We start from the raw sequence: 16214 nt of genomic DNA on the forward strand, positions 1-16214 counted from the left end.
ATGTAATGAATAATAAGCCGAATATTATCTTTGTTTTTGCCGATCAATTACGAGCTGATGTGCTTCCATGCTATGGAGATATGCAAGCGATTACTCCAGGTTTTGAGAAGCTAGCATCAGAAAGTCTTGTGTATCATAATGCGATTGCCAATGCTCCTGTGTGTGGACCATCCAGAGCCTCGTTATTAACTGGATGCTATCCACTTGAACACAAAGTAGTGGTTAATGATATGCCTTTAACCACGGAGCGAGATACTATAGCGAAAAAATTAAAACAAACTGGTTATAAAACAGGTTATATTGGGAAATGGCATCTAGATGGAATGCCTAGAGATAAATTCACTCCCCCAGGAGATCGACGCCAGGGTTTTGATGACTATTGGGCTGTATATAATTGTAGTCATGAGTATTTCGATACAAAGTACTATAAAAATAACCCGGATTTGATTACTAGTAATTCTTATGAGCCTGTACATCAAACTAAATTAGCAATAGAGTGTATTAATGAATGGAGTAAATTCGACCAACCATTTTGTTTATTTCTATCATGGGGTCCACCCCATGATCCCTATGATCAGGTACCAAAGAAATACAAAGAGCTCTATTCTAATATAGAGCCTAAGGATAATTGTGCGTCCTTTGATCATGACCAATTACGAGACTATTATGCACAAGTATCAGCATTAGATGACCAATTGGAATTATTACTAGATTGTACAAAGGATCTCGGTATAGAAGAAAATACAATTTTCGTATTTACATCTGATCATGGGGATATGCTAGGTTCTCATGGCTATCAATTAAAACAGCTTCCTTTTGAGGAGTCGATACATGTACCATTATTTATTAAGTGGACCAATCATATTGAAGCGGGAGTAACTGATGAGCTTATAGGTATTACAGATTTGACACCTACCATTCTAGGTTTAGCAGGTATTGATAGTAGCAGTGAAATGTCAGGTGTAGACTTAAGTGCAAACATTACAACTGGATCAGGCATACAGCGAGATTCAATACCCATTATGAATATTGTGCCAGGCGGAAATGCTTTTAAATATGGAGAAAGTGAACCTTGGCGAGGGATTAGGACGAAGCGTTATACGTATGCTAGGTTTAGAAGCACGCCATGGATTTTATATGATAATACAAAGGACCCTCAACAACTTAATAATATGATAGATGATGAAATTTATAGTGAAATTAAAGATACTTTAGAAAAAGAGTTAATAAATTGGTTATTCTATTTAGATGATGAATTTTTATCGGGAGAAGAGCACTTGAACAAAATCTTAAATCAACAAATATAAGTGGAACGGTGCATGTTATACCATTAGTATGCACCGTTTTTGGTGTGCTAGGGACACACACATTCTCTCGTACATTTGAATATGGCAAGTGAAGATTCAAGTATCTAGTGCTTTAATAATTTTCTTGTGGTATCACTACTTAAAGAATACCCACGTATACGGAGCGGCATTTTCTTAATTTATTGACTGTCTTAAAGTTCGAAATCCGAAAGTTCAAAATGACTACAAGGTGGTGGGAAAATCTGAGAAAATAGTTGCTTTGCCATATGACGGCTACTGGAAGGTCCTTGGCACGTGTGCTTGGGGCTTAAATGAAGCCGCCGTATACCGAACGGTAAGTATGGTTAGGTAGGTTGTGATATGAGTATTTTATAAAAGATTTATACGAGGAGTCTGAGGGGATTCCCTAATAAATTGTAACTAAATAAATTATTTAATATCATATAGCGAACGAACATCCATAAAAGCAAGTAAAGCTCACTTGGAAAAAATACTCACTAAACGACCAGTTATTCTCCATCTGGATCATACTCAGTATATGGAATTGTACCAGTTTCATCCACATCATAACCCCATTATTGAATATAAACATCACCATGTAAAAAGTCATCATTATAATATTGGAGTAATTTCTCAAGTTGACTATCTAACTCCTCGATACCATTGCTAGTATCAATTAGGTTATACAATAGCCAAGGACCTTGAAGGTCTTTTACATAGGTGTAACACTGAGTGTAAATTCTTCGATATTCCTTACCATTTTCATGAATTTTCCATTGACCAAAAAGATGTATACATTATATCAAAACAGCCTCTTGTAGTTTGGAATATTCACCCTTTAAATATGGTGTTAAACTAATTCCTTCAACATGTTGAGGTATATTGTATATTACAAAGTTCCAAAATAGTTGGCATTATGTCAATTGTAGAAATTGGAGAAGTAACATGTTGCTCTTTAAAATCAAATAGTTTTGGATAGTGCATTCAAAATTGTACTCGAATACTTTCGTCCCAAGGTCTTTGCGTATTTAGATGTCCGTGTGAGCCTAACATATCACTATGGTCAAATGAATAGATAAAGATTGTATCTTCTTCTATTCCCGTTTCAAGAATTGTCTCCTAAAATTCACCTGCATAATTGTCTAATGCTGAGACGTGAGCATAATAGCCAGCTAACATTTCCTGAACCTTCAAACTACATTCTTTTACATCATCTCTCAGTTCAAGCTGTTCTGGGCTATACATGGCTTGTTATAGGTTGTTGATTATTACCATAGTAGAAATCTGCCGCGACTAATTGATGAATATGATAGATTGAAATAAACTTAGAAAAAGCTAAGCTTTGTGCTTGGATTATATTTTGATATGATAAGTAAAAGTAAAGAAAAAAAGAGTCAAACGCCGGACAAGTAGAAAGGGTACTATGTTATTAATATTCAGACAATAATTAGCAACTACAAAAACGGAAAAATGAATCCAACTCCAGCTAGCAGAATACATAAATCTTTAATATCAAAGAATATTTATTGACCTTACTAGAATTTACAACTATTCTATATATAGAATAGTATTTTAAATATAAAAAATAGGTTATTTTTTGAAAGGTGTGTTGTGTAACATGGAGGCTAAGCAGAATGGCTCTTCCAACTCTTCCTTGAAAACGATAGATATATTAGAAGCGCTAATGGACTCAGAAAATAAAGAAATGGGAATAACGGAGGTTGCAAATAAAACTGGGCTAAATAAAAGTACTTTGCACAGGATTATGCAGGCTTTAGTAGAACGTGATTATATTATAAGGAACGAACAAACTAAAAAGTACAGGTTAGGTTATAAAATCCTCCAGTTTAATTTTGCACTTTTAGATAATCTCGAGGTGAAAAGAGTTGCCCATCCGTATTTAGTTGAACTAGGTAATAAGACAGCAGAAACGATTCATTTAATTCAGCGTGATGGTAACAACGCTGTGTATATTGATAAGATTGACCCACCCCATTCGGTTGCGCTGCTATCCTACGTTGGTAAAAGAATATTGTTGCACGCCACAGCGGGTGGGAAGATTATTTTAGCTCATTTATCGAAAGAAGAGCGCCAAGAAATATATGATAAGGTTGGTTTGCAGAATAAAACAAAGCGAACAATTAGTGATCGGGAAACTCTAGAAAAGGAAATTGTGGAGATACAGCAGACAGGATACTCCTATAATTTAGCGGAAGATCGAGAGGATGTTAATGCTGTAGCTGCTCCTATATATGAGGTAGGAGGCAGACTTGCTGCGGTTGTTGTAGTTGCAGGACCTTCTTATCGACTGACAAAGGAAATGATTGATACGCACACCGAACTCTTGCTGGCAACTGCTAAGACGATTTCTGAGAAATTGGGTTATAAAGCCTAAGATTTTATAATTCTAAGTAGTAGAAAAACCTGTTGGTCACACAACGGGTTTTTTGTATTGCAATAATATTAGGAAAAAAATTAATTGAAAGTGTTTTCATTGATAAGGTTGACAGCCATAAATACAAGTGCTATATTCTATATATGAAACATCATTCCAATTATGAAATAATAATTTATTATTTGGAGGGAGTGAACGAAGTTGGATAACCGCCCGAAAAATGTGGTATGGGTTTTAGTTGATCAAATGAGAGCACAAGCTATGAGTCATAGAGGAGATCCCAATATCAATACTCCTAATTTAGACAAACTTTCCGTTGATGGAGTTAGTTTTAATAGTGCAGTTTCTGGGGCACCATTATGCTCCCCGTTTAGAGGTTCGTTGCTGACTGGAAAGTATCCTCATCAATCATCAGTGCCTGGGTTAGGATCACCTATGTCTACCGAAATACCTACAGTTGCACACGCCTTTAATGAAAGTGGTTACAACACTTGTTGGATTGGAAAATGGCACCTAGACGGTGAAAGACCTGAATTGGATATGAGCTTAGCGGAAAATCACCAAACAAGAAGAGTGATTCCTGAGGAACGTAGAGGGGGCTTTCAAGATTGGTGGGCCTATGAAAATAACAATAATCCATTTAATTGTACGATTCATACTGGTGATAATGAAAACACACAATCGTATCGATTACCGGGCTATGAAACGGATGATCTGACAGATTTGCTAATAGATTACATGACAACTCAAAAGGAGCAAGAAGATCCTTTCTTTGCCGTCTTGTCTGTTCAGCCACCGCATAATCCTTACTTAGCACCTGCAGAGAATATGGCAAAGTTCAATCCAGCTTCCATGCAGCTACGTCCGAATGTTCCGGAGTCATCATCGGTAAAGGAAAGAGCGCGTCGCGAACTTGCAGGTTATTATGCCGCAATTGATCGGATTGATTTCAATTTAGGCAGAATTTTGAAAGCGTTACGCAATCTAGAAATAGATCAAGATACATACATCATATTTTTTAGTGATCATGGTGATATGTTAGGGTCTCATGGACATTTTAGAAAAACAGTACCTTGGGAAGAATCTATTCGTATTCCTTTTATTGTTGGAGGTGGAGAGATTGAGGCACAAAATAGCGAACCAAGGGAAAATGACTATTTAATAAACCATGTCGATATTGCACCTACAACATTGGGACTTTGTGGAATAAATAAGCCTAAAGGTATGGTTGGATATGATTATTCTAAATCTATTTTACATCCTGGTTCTGATACAAATGCTCCTGATAGTGCTTATATTGGATTACCTGTTCCATCGGATAAAGGTTATAGCGTCGATCGACCTTATCGAGGAGTGATAACGCAGGACGGTTGGAAATATACATCGTTTGAAAACGGACCTTGGCAAATGTACAACTTGAATGAAGACCCTTATGAACAAGTTAATTTAGCGATTCATACTCGACACAGGCCAATGAAAAAGAAGCTGAACGATCGATTAAAAAAATGGGTGGAATCAACTGGTGATGATTTTCAATTACCTAATATATAATTTTACGGTAGATGATCACTGCACAAGTTTGATTAAGTGATAAACAATTAAATAAGAATTGGAGGGTACCCATGGATTCTAAAAAAGCTACCTACTGCGCATTAGTTTTTATTATGCTTTTGGATCTCGTTTATTTTATTAATATCAATTCAAGTTCTTCCGGGATGAGAAATCAAAATGGAATGGGACCTGAATACTTCCCGAACATATTAGCTATTTTGTTATTTGTTCTCTGTATATTTAGCATTGTTGATACATTTCGTAAGGAAGGGAAGAAAATTACAGTTTCAAATTTGAAGTACATCTTGTTTACGATCTTTTTCACAGCTTTATTTATATTAAGCTGGCAAGTAATTGGAATGTTTTATCTTCAATGTTTTCTTTATCTTGCGATTCTGTTTACCGTATATAGGTGGAATGTGGGACAGAGAAGCGTTACGTTATTAATTAACTTTTCTATTAGTCTTTTTGTCACCGTTTCCATATGGGCTGTTTTTGGTTTAATTATGAATTTTTCTTTCTAAGTGAGGAGGTCTTCCGTGGATATTTTTAACTTTGACTTGATGAGTCTATTTACGATCAACAATATTCTAATGATATTACTAGGAACATTTGTCGGTCTTATATTTGGTGCAATTCCAGGTTTGGGTACGATGGTCGCCATCATACTACTTTTCCCATTAACTTATGGAATGTCTCCACTTGCTTCAGTTCTTATGCTTGTTGCCGCTTATCAGGCTTCAGAATACGGAGGCTCCATTTCATCCATTATATTAGGTATACCTGGGACACCTGCAGCAGCAGCTACGCTTCTGGATGGAAATACGTTGGCAAAGAATGAATCACCTGGGAAAGCATTAACCTATTCCTTAACTGCATCAACAGTAGGTGGGCTAATAGGTGGAATCGTATTGATCTTTTTGTGCATCCCTCTGGCCAAATTTGCTACAAAACTATCTGATCCAGAATTTTTCTTAATTGGTGTCTTGGGCCTTATAGCAGTTGGGATGTTAAGTACGAAGGATAAATTAAAGAGTATGATTTCTGTGGTGCTTGGGTTAATGATTGGTACTGTAGGTTTGGACTTACTCACTGGTATGCCAAGAGTAACGTTTGGATCAATGCAATTAATGGATGGTATTAATTTAATTGCATTATTAATCGGTGTATTTGCCCTGTCCGAATTGTTTAATATGATCAATACTGGCTTAAATAAACGACAGATTGTTCAATCTGAAAGGCTTAAGACTGGACTAACAGCAAAAGAATACAAGCGTATTATAAAACCGATGGGATTGGGGTCAATTGTAGGCTCTATAACAGGGATCTTCCCAGGATTGGGTGCAGGTGCGGCATCCTGGTTTGGCTATACGCTAGTGAAAAAGTTTTCCAAAACAAAAGATACATTTGGTAAAGGGAATCCTGAGGGAATCGCTGGACCAGAGTCAGCCAATAATGCGGTAGTTGGTGGAGCTTTAGTACCATTACTTGCGCTTGGTATTCCGGGGTCTGCCTCAACAGCGATTATATTGGGAACTTTTATTGTTCATGGTATACAGCCTGGACCAAATGTTCTTAGTACAAATTCAGATTTAATTTATGGCATATTTTATGGTTTTTTATTAACAACAATTGCTATGTATATTGTCGGAAGGTTTGTTACGGCCTTTTTCTCCAGAATTTTGACGATACCAAATGCGATTTTAGTACCGATAATTTTAATTTTCTGTGCAGTAGGTGTGTATATTTCGAAGAGTTTGTATTTTGATTTATGGTTTGCATTAATCACAGGTGTTATTTTCTTTATTCTTCACAAGCTGGAGTTCTCATTACCATCTGTCATTTTAGCGTTTATTCTATGTCCAATTATTGAAGAAAGCTTGCGACGCACTTTAGTGATATCGGATGGGAGCTATTCTGTTTTTATCACACGTCCTTTTTCGCTATTGCTTTGCCTAGTAATCTTGGGCATTATCATCCTCGGAGTTGTACAAAGGTTTAGGAAGAATCAATCTAAATCTAATTCTGATGAGACAGTGAAGCTGTGAAAGAAATGAAGTGTGACACTTGTTGATATATAAAATTAGGAGGGGTTTAAGAAATGAATTTTTTTAAAAAATCTATTGTTCAATCATTTGTGTTGGTAGCGATTTTAATAGCTGTACTTGCTGGATGTGCAGACAGTTCGAATCAGAATGGTCAAGATGCAGGTGCGAATAGTCAATCAGATTATCCGCAAAAAACAATCACTTGGATTGTGCCATTTTCACCAGGTGGTAATTCAGATGCAATTGTTCGATCTGCCGTACCTTTTTTGAAAAAGTATTTACCTAACGATGTAGATGTTGTTGTAGAAAACAAAGATGGTGCTGGTGGTACGATTGGTCTGACTGCCCTTAGTAGTGCTGACGCAGATGGTTATACCATTGGCCAAACAGCAGCCGGTCCAATTGCGATTCAACCGAACTATTCTACCACCAGTTATGCTTATGATGATTTTGATACCATTGCGAATATGGCGAGTGTTGCACAATTTCTTACGGTACCTAAAGATGCACCATATCAAACATTTGAGGAATGGGTTGATTACGTAAAAGAAAACCCTGGATTTAAAGTAGGCGTTACTGGTGCAGGTAATATGCAACAAATGGCGATGGCTCAATTTGCCGATGAAATTGGTATAGAGTTGGAATTTGTTGTTTATAAAGGAGCAGGTCCAATTGTTACAGCTCTCTTAGGTGGGAATGTACAAAGTGGTGTGTTAGCTCACCCGTTGGTAATTAATAATCAAGGTGATATGAACCCATTAGTAAATGTTACGAGTGTAAAGCCCGAAGAACTTTCGGATATTCCAACATTTGCAGATAAGGGCTACAGTTCTGAAGGGGTATTCTTTAATGGTGTTATTGCACCAAAGGGATTGCCAGATGATGTTAGGGATACATTAGCACAAGCATTCAAAGAAGTTGTTCAGGATGAAGAATTTAAGACGAAAATGGATGAACTTGGTCAAATTATAGATTACAAAGCTCCTGAAGAATATCAGGAATTGATTACCAAAACGTATAACAGCTCTGGAGAAGTCTTGGAGAGTCTAGGACTCCTAAAATAAAAAAATGAGACGAACAAATAACAGTTGTTCGTCCTAATCGAATCGTTGTAAATCGATAACACTTTGCTAGTGATTTACTAACACTATTATACTCGATTTTTAATTTTTGGGGAAATGAGCTTACTTTAGTTGGTTATTAGTCAAATATATTGGTAGGAGGGTGCATACACATGCACCCTCCTTTCAAAAAAATTGTGAACATTATTAGAGATTTTTTTAAAAAAGATAGATTAGTCAATTTCATAATACTGATTTTCAACTATTAGTAGCAGTGTAAGGTAATTATGAAATATAACTTAAAAGTAGGTGAATGGATAATGAAAATTGTTGATGTAATACCACATGTGATTAGTTCGCCAATTCCAGAACCATTTTCATTTTCACAAGGATGGGTAGAGAAAAGAAGTTCCATGATTGTGGAAATCGTTACAGATGAAGGAGTTATTGGCTGGGGAGAATCGCTTTGTCACGGTCTACAGCCACCTGAAATCGCAGCTTCCTTTGTGGAGTTTTGTTTTAAGCCAATGCTAATCGGTAGAGATCCATTTGACGTTGAAGTGCTTTGGGAAGAGCTGTACAACAGAACCCGACCATTCGGTCAATACGGTGCAGCAGTAAACGCGATAAGCGGAGTGGATATAGCGCTCTGGGACATTATCGGTAAAGCTGTAAATAAACCAGTTCATAAACTGTTAGGCGGGGCATTTCGAACAGAAGTAACTCCATATGCTACAGGCTTTTATCGAAAGCAAGGGCTTAAATACCCAGAAGCAGGTGTAGAAGAAGCGAAGCAGCATATTGCCAATGGTTTTAAAGCGTTAAAACTGAAAACTGGTTTTGGGGTCGAGGAGGACATTGAATACGTTTATGCAATTCGTGAAGCTGTTGGGGATGAGATAATGCTTATGATGGATGCCAACTGCGCATACAATGTACCTGCCGCAAGACGAATACTACTTGAAACTGCAGCAGCAAAGGTACACTTTTTTGAAGAAGCATTAGCCCCTGAGGATATGGAAGGTTATCGTCAATTAAAAAATCTAACTTCTACTTATGTAGCTGCAGGAGAGAATATCTTTGGTAAAACTGGCTATCGTAACTGGATATCTACCAATGCACTTGACATATTGCAGCCAGATTTAATGTCGTCAGGCGGTTTTACAGAGTGTAAAAAAATTGCTGCCATGGCGCAGGCATACAATACGATGCTTATTCCACATGTCTGGGGATCGGGAATCGGTCTTGCCGCATCGCTACAGTATATTGGTAGTTTACCAACGACACCTATGTCATTAAATCCTATAGAACCAATGTTGGAATACGATCAATCCTCCCACCCATTTCGGGCGGAATTAATTCACAATCAGATTTCTCTAGTTGACGGAAAGGTCCAAATTCCGCAAAAACCGGGTATTGGAGTCGACGTAAACAGGGATGTATTGAAGGAATATGGACAACAAGTATTTGCTAAATAAATCGTAGAGAGTTAGGAAGTGTAAATATGGACCAAAAAGTGATTGTATTTGGTGTAGATGGTCTAATACCAGAACTAGTTTATAAATTTGCAGATGAAGGACATTTGCCGAATATATCACAATTACTAAACCAAGGTGCTTGTACGGAATTACTCCCCTATATTTCGACCTGGGGGGATGTTAACTTCGTATCAATGATTACGGGTCAGGCACCAGGAACGAGTTGGAAAGGACAACGAATTGCTCCGGATAATCATGATAATTTACTAGGATATATGAATAAACAAGCGAAGAAATGTGCATTGGTCCATTTTCCAGAAACCATTTCCACAGAAGGCACAGACCATTTTGAATTTGCACCATATTGGAGTGGAAAAGGTGGAGCTCCTTTTGAAGTGGCTGCACCAATGGTATATAGCACGAATATAGATAAATGGCCAAGTCAGCAGAAACATGAATATCTTGGTTGGCCACCAGCGGGGGAGACATTAGCCTATCATGAGAAGGCTAATCGAGATAAGATCGAGATCGCGAATCAAAGCTATCATTTTTCCATTATGACAAATGATAATCATCAAGAACAAGTGCAAATTAATCTAATAAATAAGGAAGAAATTAGCCTCCAATTTCGTGACGGTAGCACTGTAAGTGTGTCGCTTGGAAAATGGACGGATTGGCTGGAAATTCCGCTAGGCGAAAAAGTAGGGGTCGGACGATTCAAATTACTTGCTTTTGACCATGAGAAGCAACAGTTAGATTTATTACAGTCACAGGTTAACGATAAGCATGCTTATTCGAATCACAAAGAGCTAGAAAAGGAATGCATCGATCATTCAGGGCCGTTTATTTCCAAGTGGTCGATCTCAGCAGCTCCTGACAATTTATATATGGAGACAGGCATTGAAGAAGCGGAATATCAAGCTAATTGGTTGGCTGAGACAGCACTTTGGCTCTTAAATGAGAAGGAATTTGATTTATTTGCTACAGTATTTCGTCTGAATGATGAAACCCATCACACTTGTTTAGGAGAATATGATCCAGCATCGCCATTTTATACACCAGAACGAGCAAAGCTGTCTGAGGAAGTGATGCAAACGGGATACAAAGTATTAGATTGCGCTATCGGAAAGATATTGGCTAACAAGTCTGACGATACATTGTTAGTACTGGCTTCGGATCACGGAAACGTACCTAACGAATACATGTGTGATATTTATAGCCGTCTAGAGGAAAAAGGACTATGTATATTGGATGAAGCCGGTCTGCCAATCATGAGTGAATCAAAAGCGTATTTAAAAGAAGAACGTGGTGGTATGGAGATTTTTGTTAATCTAAAAGGTCGGGAAGTTTCGGGAATTGTTGACCCAGCTGATTATGAAAAGGTTCAAACGGAAATCTTCCATGCTATCACGACATGGTATCACGAGACAGCTGAAGGTTTAAAAAATGTATCTGGAATTACCGTGAAGAAACAAGATGCAGTACCACTTGGCTTCTGGGGAGAAGAGGCAGGAGATGTATTGTTTGCTTATAGTCAAGGATTTGTTTGGGGATATAATACAAATCGTGAGGTCGTAGCTGCTGTATCTTCACCAGGAGCAAATCATGGTCCACAGATCCCAACTGCTTCAACCTTGCATTCTTCTAATTATGGCATTGCATTGTTCGACGGTCCAACTGTGCATAATGGGGTAAAACGGAACAGAGATAAACCATATAAAATGAATGATATGGGTACGACCATAGCGAGTATATTAGGATTGAAAAATTGTAATCAATTGGATGGGCGTGTTATGAAAGATTTATTATAAACAGATAAGAGTCAATTTCATCATTACATTACACTGCTTTTTGCATCCCAATATTATTTTGAGGAATTCAACTATATTGGGATGTAATAACTTAGAATAGTATTATGAAATTGTTATAGAATTATCGGAATTAAGTGGGGTGTTACCATTCCCCCCGCGTTCCGATTTTATTTGTCTGGAGGAAAATAATAAAAAAGATAGTAAATTAGGTCGGAGGTGGAATGCATGGATGTTATTACAATAGGTGAAAGTATGGTGCTATTCAAACCTAATTCTGTAGGCCCGCTTCGTTATGCTAATAGTTTTACAAAAACGGTCGGGGGAGCTGAGTCAAATGTTGCAATTGCTTTGGCTCGGCTTGGTCATAAGGTAGGCTGGATTTCTACATTAGGGGACGATGAGTTTGGCATATATGTTCGAAATTTCATTAGGGGCGAGGGTGTAGATACGAGACATGTAGCATTCGAGAATTCTGCACCTACTGCAGTATTCTTTAAAGAAATGATCGCTAATCAAGATCCAAACATTTATTATTATCGTAAAAATGCTGCAGCTAGTTTGTTACATCCAAGCGACCTGGATGAGTCATATATTAAACAAGCTAAATATCTACATGTAACTGGTATTACGCCTGCATTAAGTGAAAGTTGTAGAGAAACTATTTTTTATGCGATGGAAAGAGCGAGGAAAAATAACCAAAAAGTGGTCTTTGACCCTAATGTTAGGCGCAAGCTTTGGAGTGAACAAGAAGCCAAGAAAGTTTTGGGTGAAATGGCACAAAAAAGTGATATTATTTTACCTGGCTTGGATGAGGGTGAGCTTATGACCGGTGAATCGAAACCAGAAAACATTGCCGTAAAACTATTAGAGATGGGAAATCAGGTTGTCATTGTCAAGCTAGGTGAAAAAGGCGCTTATTATGCAACGAGAGACAAATGTGAATATGTTGCAGGAGAAAGTGTGGACCAAGTTGTGGACACTGCTGGTGCAGGAGATGGATTTGCAGCAGGTGTTCTTTCTGGGTTAATAAGAGGTTCGGATATCAAAAGCGCTGTACAACTTGGGAATGCGGTTGGAGCGTTCGCTTTATCAGTTGCCGGTGATGTGGAAGGCTATCCATTTTGGTACCAAGTAAATCCAGAAGCATCATACAATAAAATCAATAGGTAAGGAGAGATTATGATAGTGAAAGAGAGTTTTTTAACTAGATTAGTAGAAAATGGCGTAGTAGCGGTAATTAGAAAGGTAAAAGAAGATAAAGTGCTTGAAACAGCCCAAAGCTTAATTAACGGTGGAGTAACAGCATTAGAAGTAACCGTAGATGAACCAGCAGGTTATCAAATAATAAAGAAGCTATCTGAAAGATTTTCCGATCAAGCTGTCATCGGAGCAGGAACGGTTTTAGATAGCGAGGCAGCTAAAAAAGCGATAGAAAATGGGGCGGAATTTATTGTAAGTCCAGTGCTTAAAAAAGACGTAATCCAAACCACATTACGTTACGGAAAAATATCCATTCCTGGCACAATGACACCAACGGAAGCATTGAATGCTATTGAATATGGTGCAGATATTGTTAAAATATTCCCTGCTTCAGCTGTAGGAGCTACCTTTATAAAAAATATTAAAGGACCACTACCTCAAATTCCAATCATTCCTACAGGAGGGATAAATATAGATAATGCCGCTGATTACGTGAAAGCTGGAGCAATTGCTATAGGTGTTGGTGGTAACCTAGTAAATAATGAACAAATAAATAACGGTGAATTTCAAGAGATTGAGAAGAGAGCTAAGCAGTACTCCGATATAGTAAAAAAAGCACGTGCGGAATAGAAGAGTGGTAAGTGGGCCCTGTCATTTTAAGAAATTTATCATATGCTGTCAAATGTGTAATCGTTCCGGTGCCCATGATCAATACCCAATTTTACCAACTAGATAATTGTTTTATTTTCAAGGGAAATATCGGGTGTTCCCTTGGGAGTACTGAATGTATAACCAGTGTTAGTAATTGTGGATAGGTTGTTCTTTACTTTACTTCCTTATTTTGTTTTAACGCGTTGGCTTTAGGGGCTAATAGACCCATGAGGTAGTTGCATCTTTTTCTGGTCAATGTCTGGTGATCCAGAATCCTTTGCCCATATCCCAATTCATTATTACGATAGCAAAGATTTTAAGCAAGTGTTAGGTCAAAAATAAGGAAGGGTTTGTTTATGTGGGAACAGATTGTAATTCTGTTTATTATTTTTCTAGGGAGTTTTATTCAAGGATCGAGCGGATTTGGCTTTGGCTTAGTTTGTATGGGTGTTATTTCGATATTTCTCTCTGTAGAGGAAAGTATGTTGATTGTACTTGCTTTGACAGCTTTCTTGTCATCTGGAATCCTACTGAAATATAGGCGGTATATAATATGGAAAGATATCGTACCAATTACTATTAGCGCAAGTATTGGTAGAGCACTTGCATTTGTATTTGTCATATACTTTGGAGAAACAGAATTTATTAAAATCATTCTTGCACTTGTTTTAATATCTATGGTGGTTTATCTGTATAAGAATCGGCAACTTTCCGAAACCTCCAATACATCCAACAATTATATCATTTCTCTGTGTGTCGGATGTATTGGAGGTTTTATTGGAGGTGCATTTGCAATAGGAGGACCGCTTTTTGTTATATACTTTCTAATGCGATATGAGGACAAACGAAGTTATACGGCGAACCTCCAATTAACATTTATCCTATTAAATTTATTTACGATCGTTGCCCATTGGATTAACGGTGATTTAACAGATTCATTTTACCACTATTTTATTTTAGGAACAGTTATTGTCCTTATTGGTGTTACACTAGGATTAAAAATATTTGATTTATTATCAACAAAGATCATTCAAAATATTGCATTTACAATCATAACCCTAGCAGCAATTAATTTAATTGTAATGTCGTTGCTTTAGGGCGTTCCAGTTTCAATCAAAAATGTACAAACTGATTTAGTCATTAGATGGGTGCCTGTGGTGGTCAATACCCAATTTCTCGGACAATAAATGATTCGACAAATTGACTGTAAATGACAATCTTTGAGTTGATCTATTCTAATGTAGGGGCACTTCACCGTGAGTTTGACATGGAGCCTTGTACGGGCACGATTTCTTAGCCAAGGCGCCAAGTTATAAATACATTGGCACGCTAAAACGGAGTATCATGCCCGGTTTCTCCATATAAAGCTGCTCATGGCAATTGTACGCTTGCTAAGACGATTGCCTGTAGTAGTGCTCTTATGCCACCATAGAATGAAAATATTCGATTGGAGACATCTCGTGTAATCTTTCTTGATATCGTTGCTCATTATAATATGAAATGTACTTTGCTATTGTTTTATAGGCTCCTTTGACTGACTGGCATGGAAATAGAATAAAAGCCTCTGATTTGAAGTGCGAAAAGAATCCCTCTGCACATGCATTGTCTAGTCATGTGCCTTTTCTAGACATGCTTGGCGTAAGGTTGTATGCCTTAATTAATTGGTTGTATTTGTTTGAGCGAGACTGCATGCCTTGATCACTGTGTAAAATGGTATCCGTGGCTGTTCCACTGTTTTTGAACGCTATTCTCATGGTATCTTCCACTAGTTTTATATTGTTCTCTAGGCTTGATTTATAGGCGATAATTTCGTTGTTAAATAAGTCCATGATGACAGATAGATAAATAGTTTGATTGCCTACCCTAAACTCCGTGATGTCGGTCACCAATTTTTCAAATGGTGTATCTGCATAAAAATATCGATTTAATAGATTGTTGTAAATTCTGCCAGCGGTGGATTGGCGGTATTTTTTCGTATGTTTCTTCTTGCGAATATTGGCCTTTAAACCAAGCTTTTTCATGATCCGATATACTTTCTTATGATTGATGTTCCAGCAATAATCCTGGCGTAGCCTTAGTTCGATTCCCCGCACTCCTAATACGCCTTTATCTTGGTGATAGATATAAGATATAAGCTCTTCCTCATCCTTATCTTTATTGGGACGCTTGCGATAATCATAGTACCCACTACGAGAAACGCCCATGGCCTCACATAAAGCATTGATAGGATAACCCTCATGGCGTAGCTGGTCAATCACTTGATATTTTTTTCTTCCCCCTTTTGGCGCAAGATTTCTACATACTTTTTTAACGCTTCAACCTCTATCGCCAATCGGTTTACTTTTTCATCAGTTGATGGGCAGGATTCTCCTTTTTTAGGTCGTCCTATGGAACGATCAAAGGCCACCTCACCATTCTTTTGATATTTCTTGATCCACTCATAATCGTTGTCCTATTACGAATACCGAGTTCATCAACGACTGTCTGTACAGCTTCATCTTCCTCTAAGACACGTCGAATTGCTTTTAGTTTTATTTCCTTACTATATCGCTGTTGCTTCTTCGCTACAGCCATTCCGAATTCCTCCTCATACTTGCAGTGTAAATGTCGAAACATTTATGTGTCCAGTATAAGTGGTACGGACTATGGTCACTTCCCGAAGTTTGTCGCAATGTGTCGGTTGGGGGATGTGCTATTTTTGGACATTGGGCC

General features: G+C 37.6%; 13 protein-coding genes and 2 pseudogenes. 11 read left to right on the forward strand and 4 right to left on the reverse strand.

The window, feature by feature from the left end; genetic code table 11:
• The first annotated feature begins 5 nt into the window (after positions 1–5).
• Positions 6–1307: a sulfatase family protein gene (locus tag ACI6MV_RS00380; RefSeq protein WP_407267791.1), complete on the forward strand. Its 1302-nt coding sequence runs from the start codon at positions 6–8 to the stop codon at positions 1305–1307.
• 1119 nt (positions 1308–2426) lie between these two features.
• Here ACI6MV_RS00380 and ACI6MV_RS00385 read toward each other — a convergent pair.
• Positions 2427–2552: a hypothetical protein gene (locus ACI6MV_RS00385; protein WP_407267792.1), complete on the reverse strand. Its 126-nt coding sequence runs from the start codon at positions 2550–2552 to the stop codon at positions 2427–2429.
• A 373-nt stretch (positions 2553–2925) separates the two neighbouring features.
• On the opposite strand from ACI6MV_RS00385, the gene ACI6MV_RS00390 reads away from it, so the two are divergent.
• The 10 genes from ACI6MV_RS00390 to ACI6MV_RS00435 all read left to right on the forward strand — a co-directional run bounded on the left by ACI6MV_RS00390 (position 2926) and on the right by ACI6MV_RS00435 (position 14599).
• Positions 2926–3702, forward strand: a complete 777-nt coding sequence (locus ACI6MV_RS00390) for an IclR family transcriptional regulator (protein WP_407267793.1) — start codon at positions 2926–2928, stop codon at positions 3700–3702.
• A gap of 201 nt (positions 3703–3903) precedes the next feature.
• Complete coding sequence (locus tag ACI6MV_RS00395; protein ID WP_407267794.1) at positions 3904–5253, forward strand: sulfatase family protein; 1350 nt, start codon at positions 3904–3906, stop codon at positions 5251–5253.
• Positions 5254–5324: 71 nt separating this feature from the next.
• Positions 5325–5777: a tripartite tricarboxylate transporter TctB family protein gene (locus ACI6MV_RS00400; RefSeq protein ID WP_407267797.1), complete on the forward strand. Its 453-nt coding sequence runs from the start codon at positions 5325–5327 to the stop codon at positions 5775–5777.
• 15 nt (positions 5778–5792) lie between these two features.
• On the forward strand, positions 5793–7301 hold the full coding sequence (locus tag ACI6MV_RS00405) for a tripartite tricarboxylate transporter permease (RefSeq protein WP_407267799.1): 1509 nt from the start codon (positions 5793–5795) through the stop codon (positions 7299–7301).
• Between the two features lie 53 nt (positions 7302–7354).
• Complete coding sequence (locus ACI6MV_RS00410; protein WP_407267800.1) at positions 7355–8365, forward strand: Bug family tripartite tricarboxylate transporter substrate binding protein; 1011 nt, start codon at positions 7355–7357, stop codon at positions 8363–8365.
• A gap of 284 nt (positions 8366–8649) precedes the next feature.
• Positions 8650–9840: a mandelate racemase/muconate lactonizing enzyme family protein gene (locus ACI6MV_RS00415; protein ID WP_407267801.1), complete on the forward strand. Its 1191-nt coding sequence runs from the start codon at positions 8650–8652 to the stop codon at positions 9838–9840.
• A gap of 26 nt (positions 9841–9866) precedes the next feature.
• Positions 9867–11651: an alkaline phosphatase family protein gene (locus tag ACI6MV_RS00420; protein WP_407267802.1), complete on the forward strand. Its 1785-nt coding sequence runs from the start codon at positions 9867–9869 to the stop codon at positions 11649–11651.
• A 225-nt stretch (positions 11652–11876) separates the two neighbouring features.
• Positions 11877–12821: a sugar kinase gene (locus ACI6MV_RS00425; protein ID WP_407267803.1), complete on the forward strand. Its 945-nt coding sequence runs from the start codon at positions 11877–11879 to the stop codon at positions 12819–12821.
• A gap of 9 nt (positions 12822–12830) precedes the next feature.
• Positions 12831–13481: a bifunctional 4-hydroxy-2-oxoglutarate aldolase/2-dehydro-3-deoxy-phosphogluconate aldolase gene (locus ACI6MV_RS00430; protein WP_407267804.1), complete on the forward strand. Its 651-nt coding sequence runs from the start codon at positions 12831–12833 to the stop codon at positions 13479–13481.
• A 377-nt stretch (positions 13482–13858) separates the two neighbouring features.
• Positions 13859–14599, forward strand: coding sequence for a sulfite exporter TauE/SafE family protein (locus ACI6MV_RS00435; RefSeq protein ID WP_407267805.1), 741 nt, complete (start codon positions 13859–13861; stop codon positions 14597–14599).
• A gap of 321 nt (positions 14600–14920) precedes the next feature.
• On the opposite strand, the pseudogene ACI6MV_RS00440 reads toward ACI6MV_RS00435, so the two are convergent.
• The 3 genes and pseudogenes from ACI6MV_RS00440 to ACI6MV_RS00450 form a co-directional block, all read right to left on the reverse strand.
• A pseudogene (locus ACI6MV_RS00440) lies at positions 14921–15082 on the reverse strand (IS3 family transposase); the annotation flags it as partial.
• A gap of 30 nt (positions 15083–15112) precedes the next feature.
• A pseudogene (locus tag ACI6MV_RS00445) lies at positions 15113–15778 on the reverse strand (IS3 family transposase); the annotation flags it as partial.
• A gap of 109 nt (positions 15779–15887) precedes the next feature.
• The gene (locus ACI6MV_RS00450; RefSeq protein WP_407267806.1) at positions 15888–16076 is read right to left on the reverse strand and encodes a transposase; all 189 of its coding nucleotides are present in this window, start codon (positions 16074–16076) and stop codon (positions 15888–15890) included.
• Positions 16077–16214 lie beyond the last annotated feature (138 nt).

Source organism: Radiobacillus sp. PE A8.2 (genome assembly GCF_045635475.1).
Taxonomy (GTDB): domain Bacteria; phylum Bacillota; class Bacilli; order Bacillales; family Amphibacillaceae; genus JBJGXI01.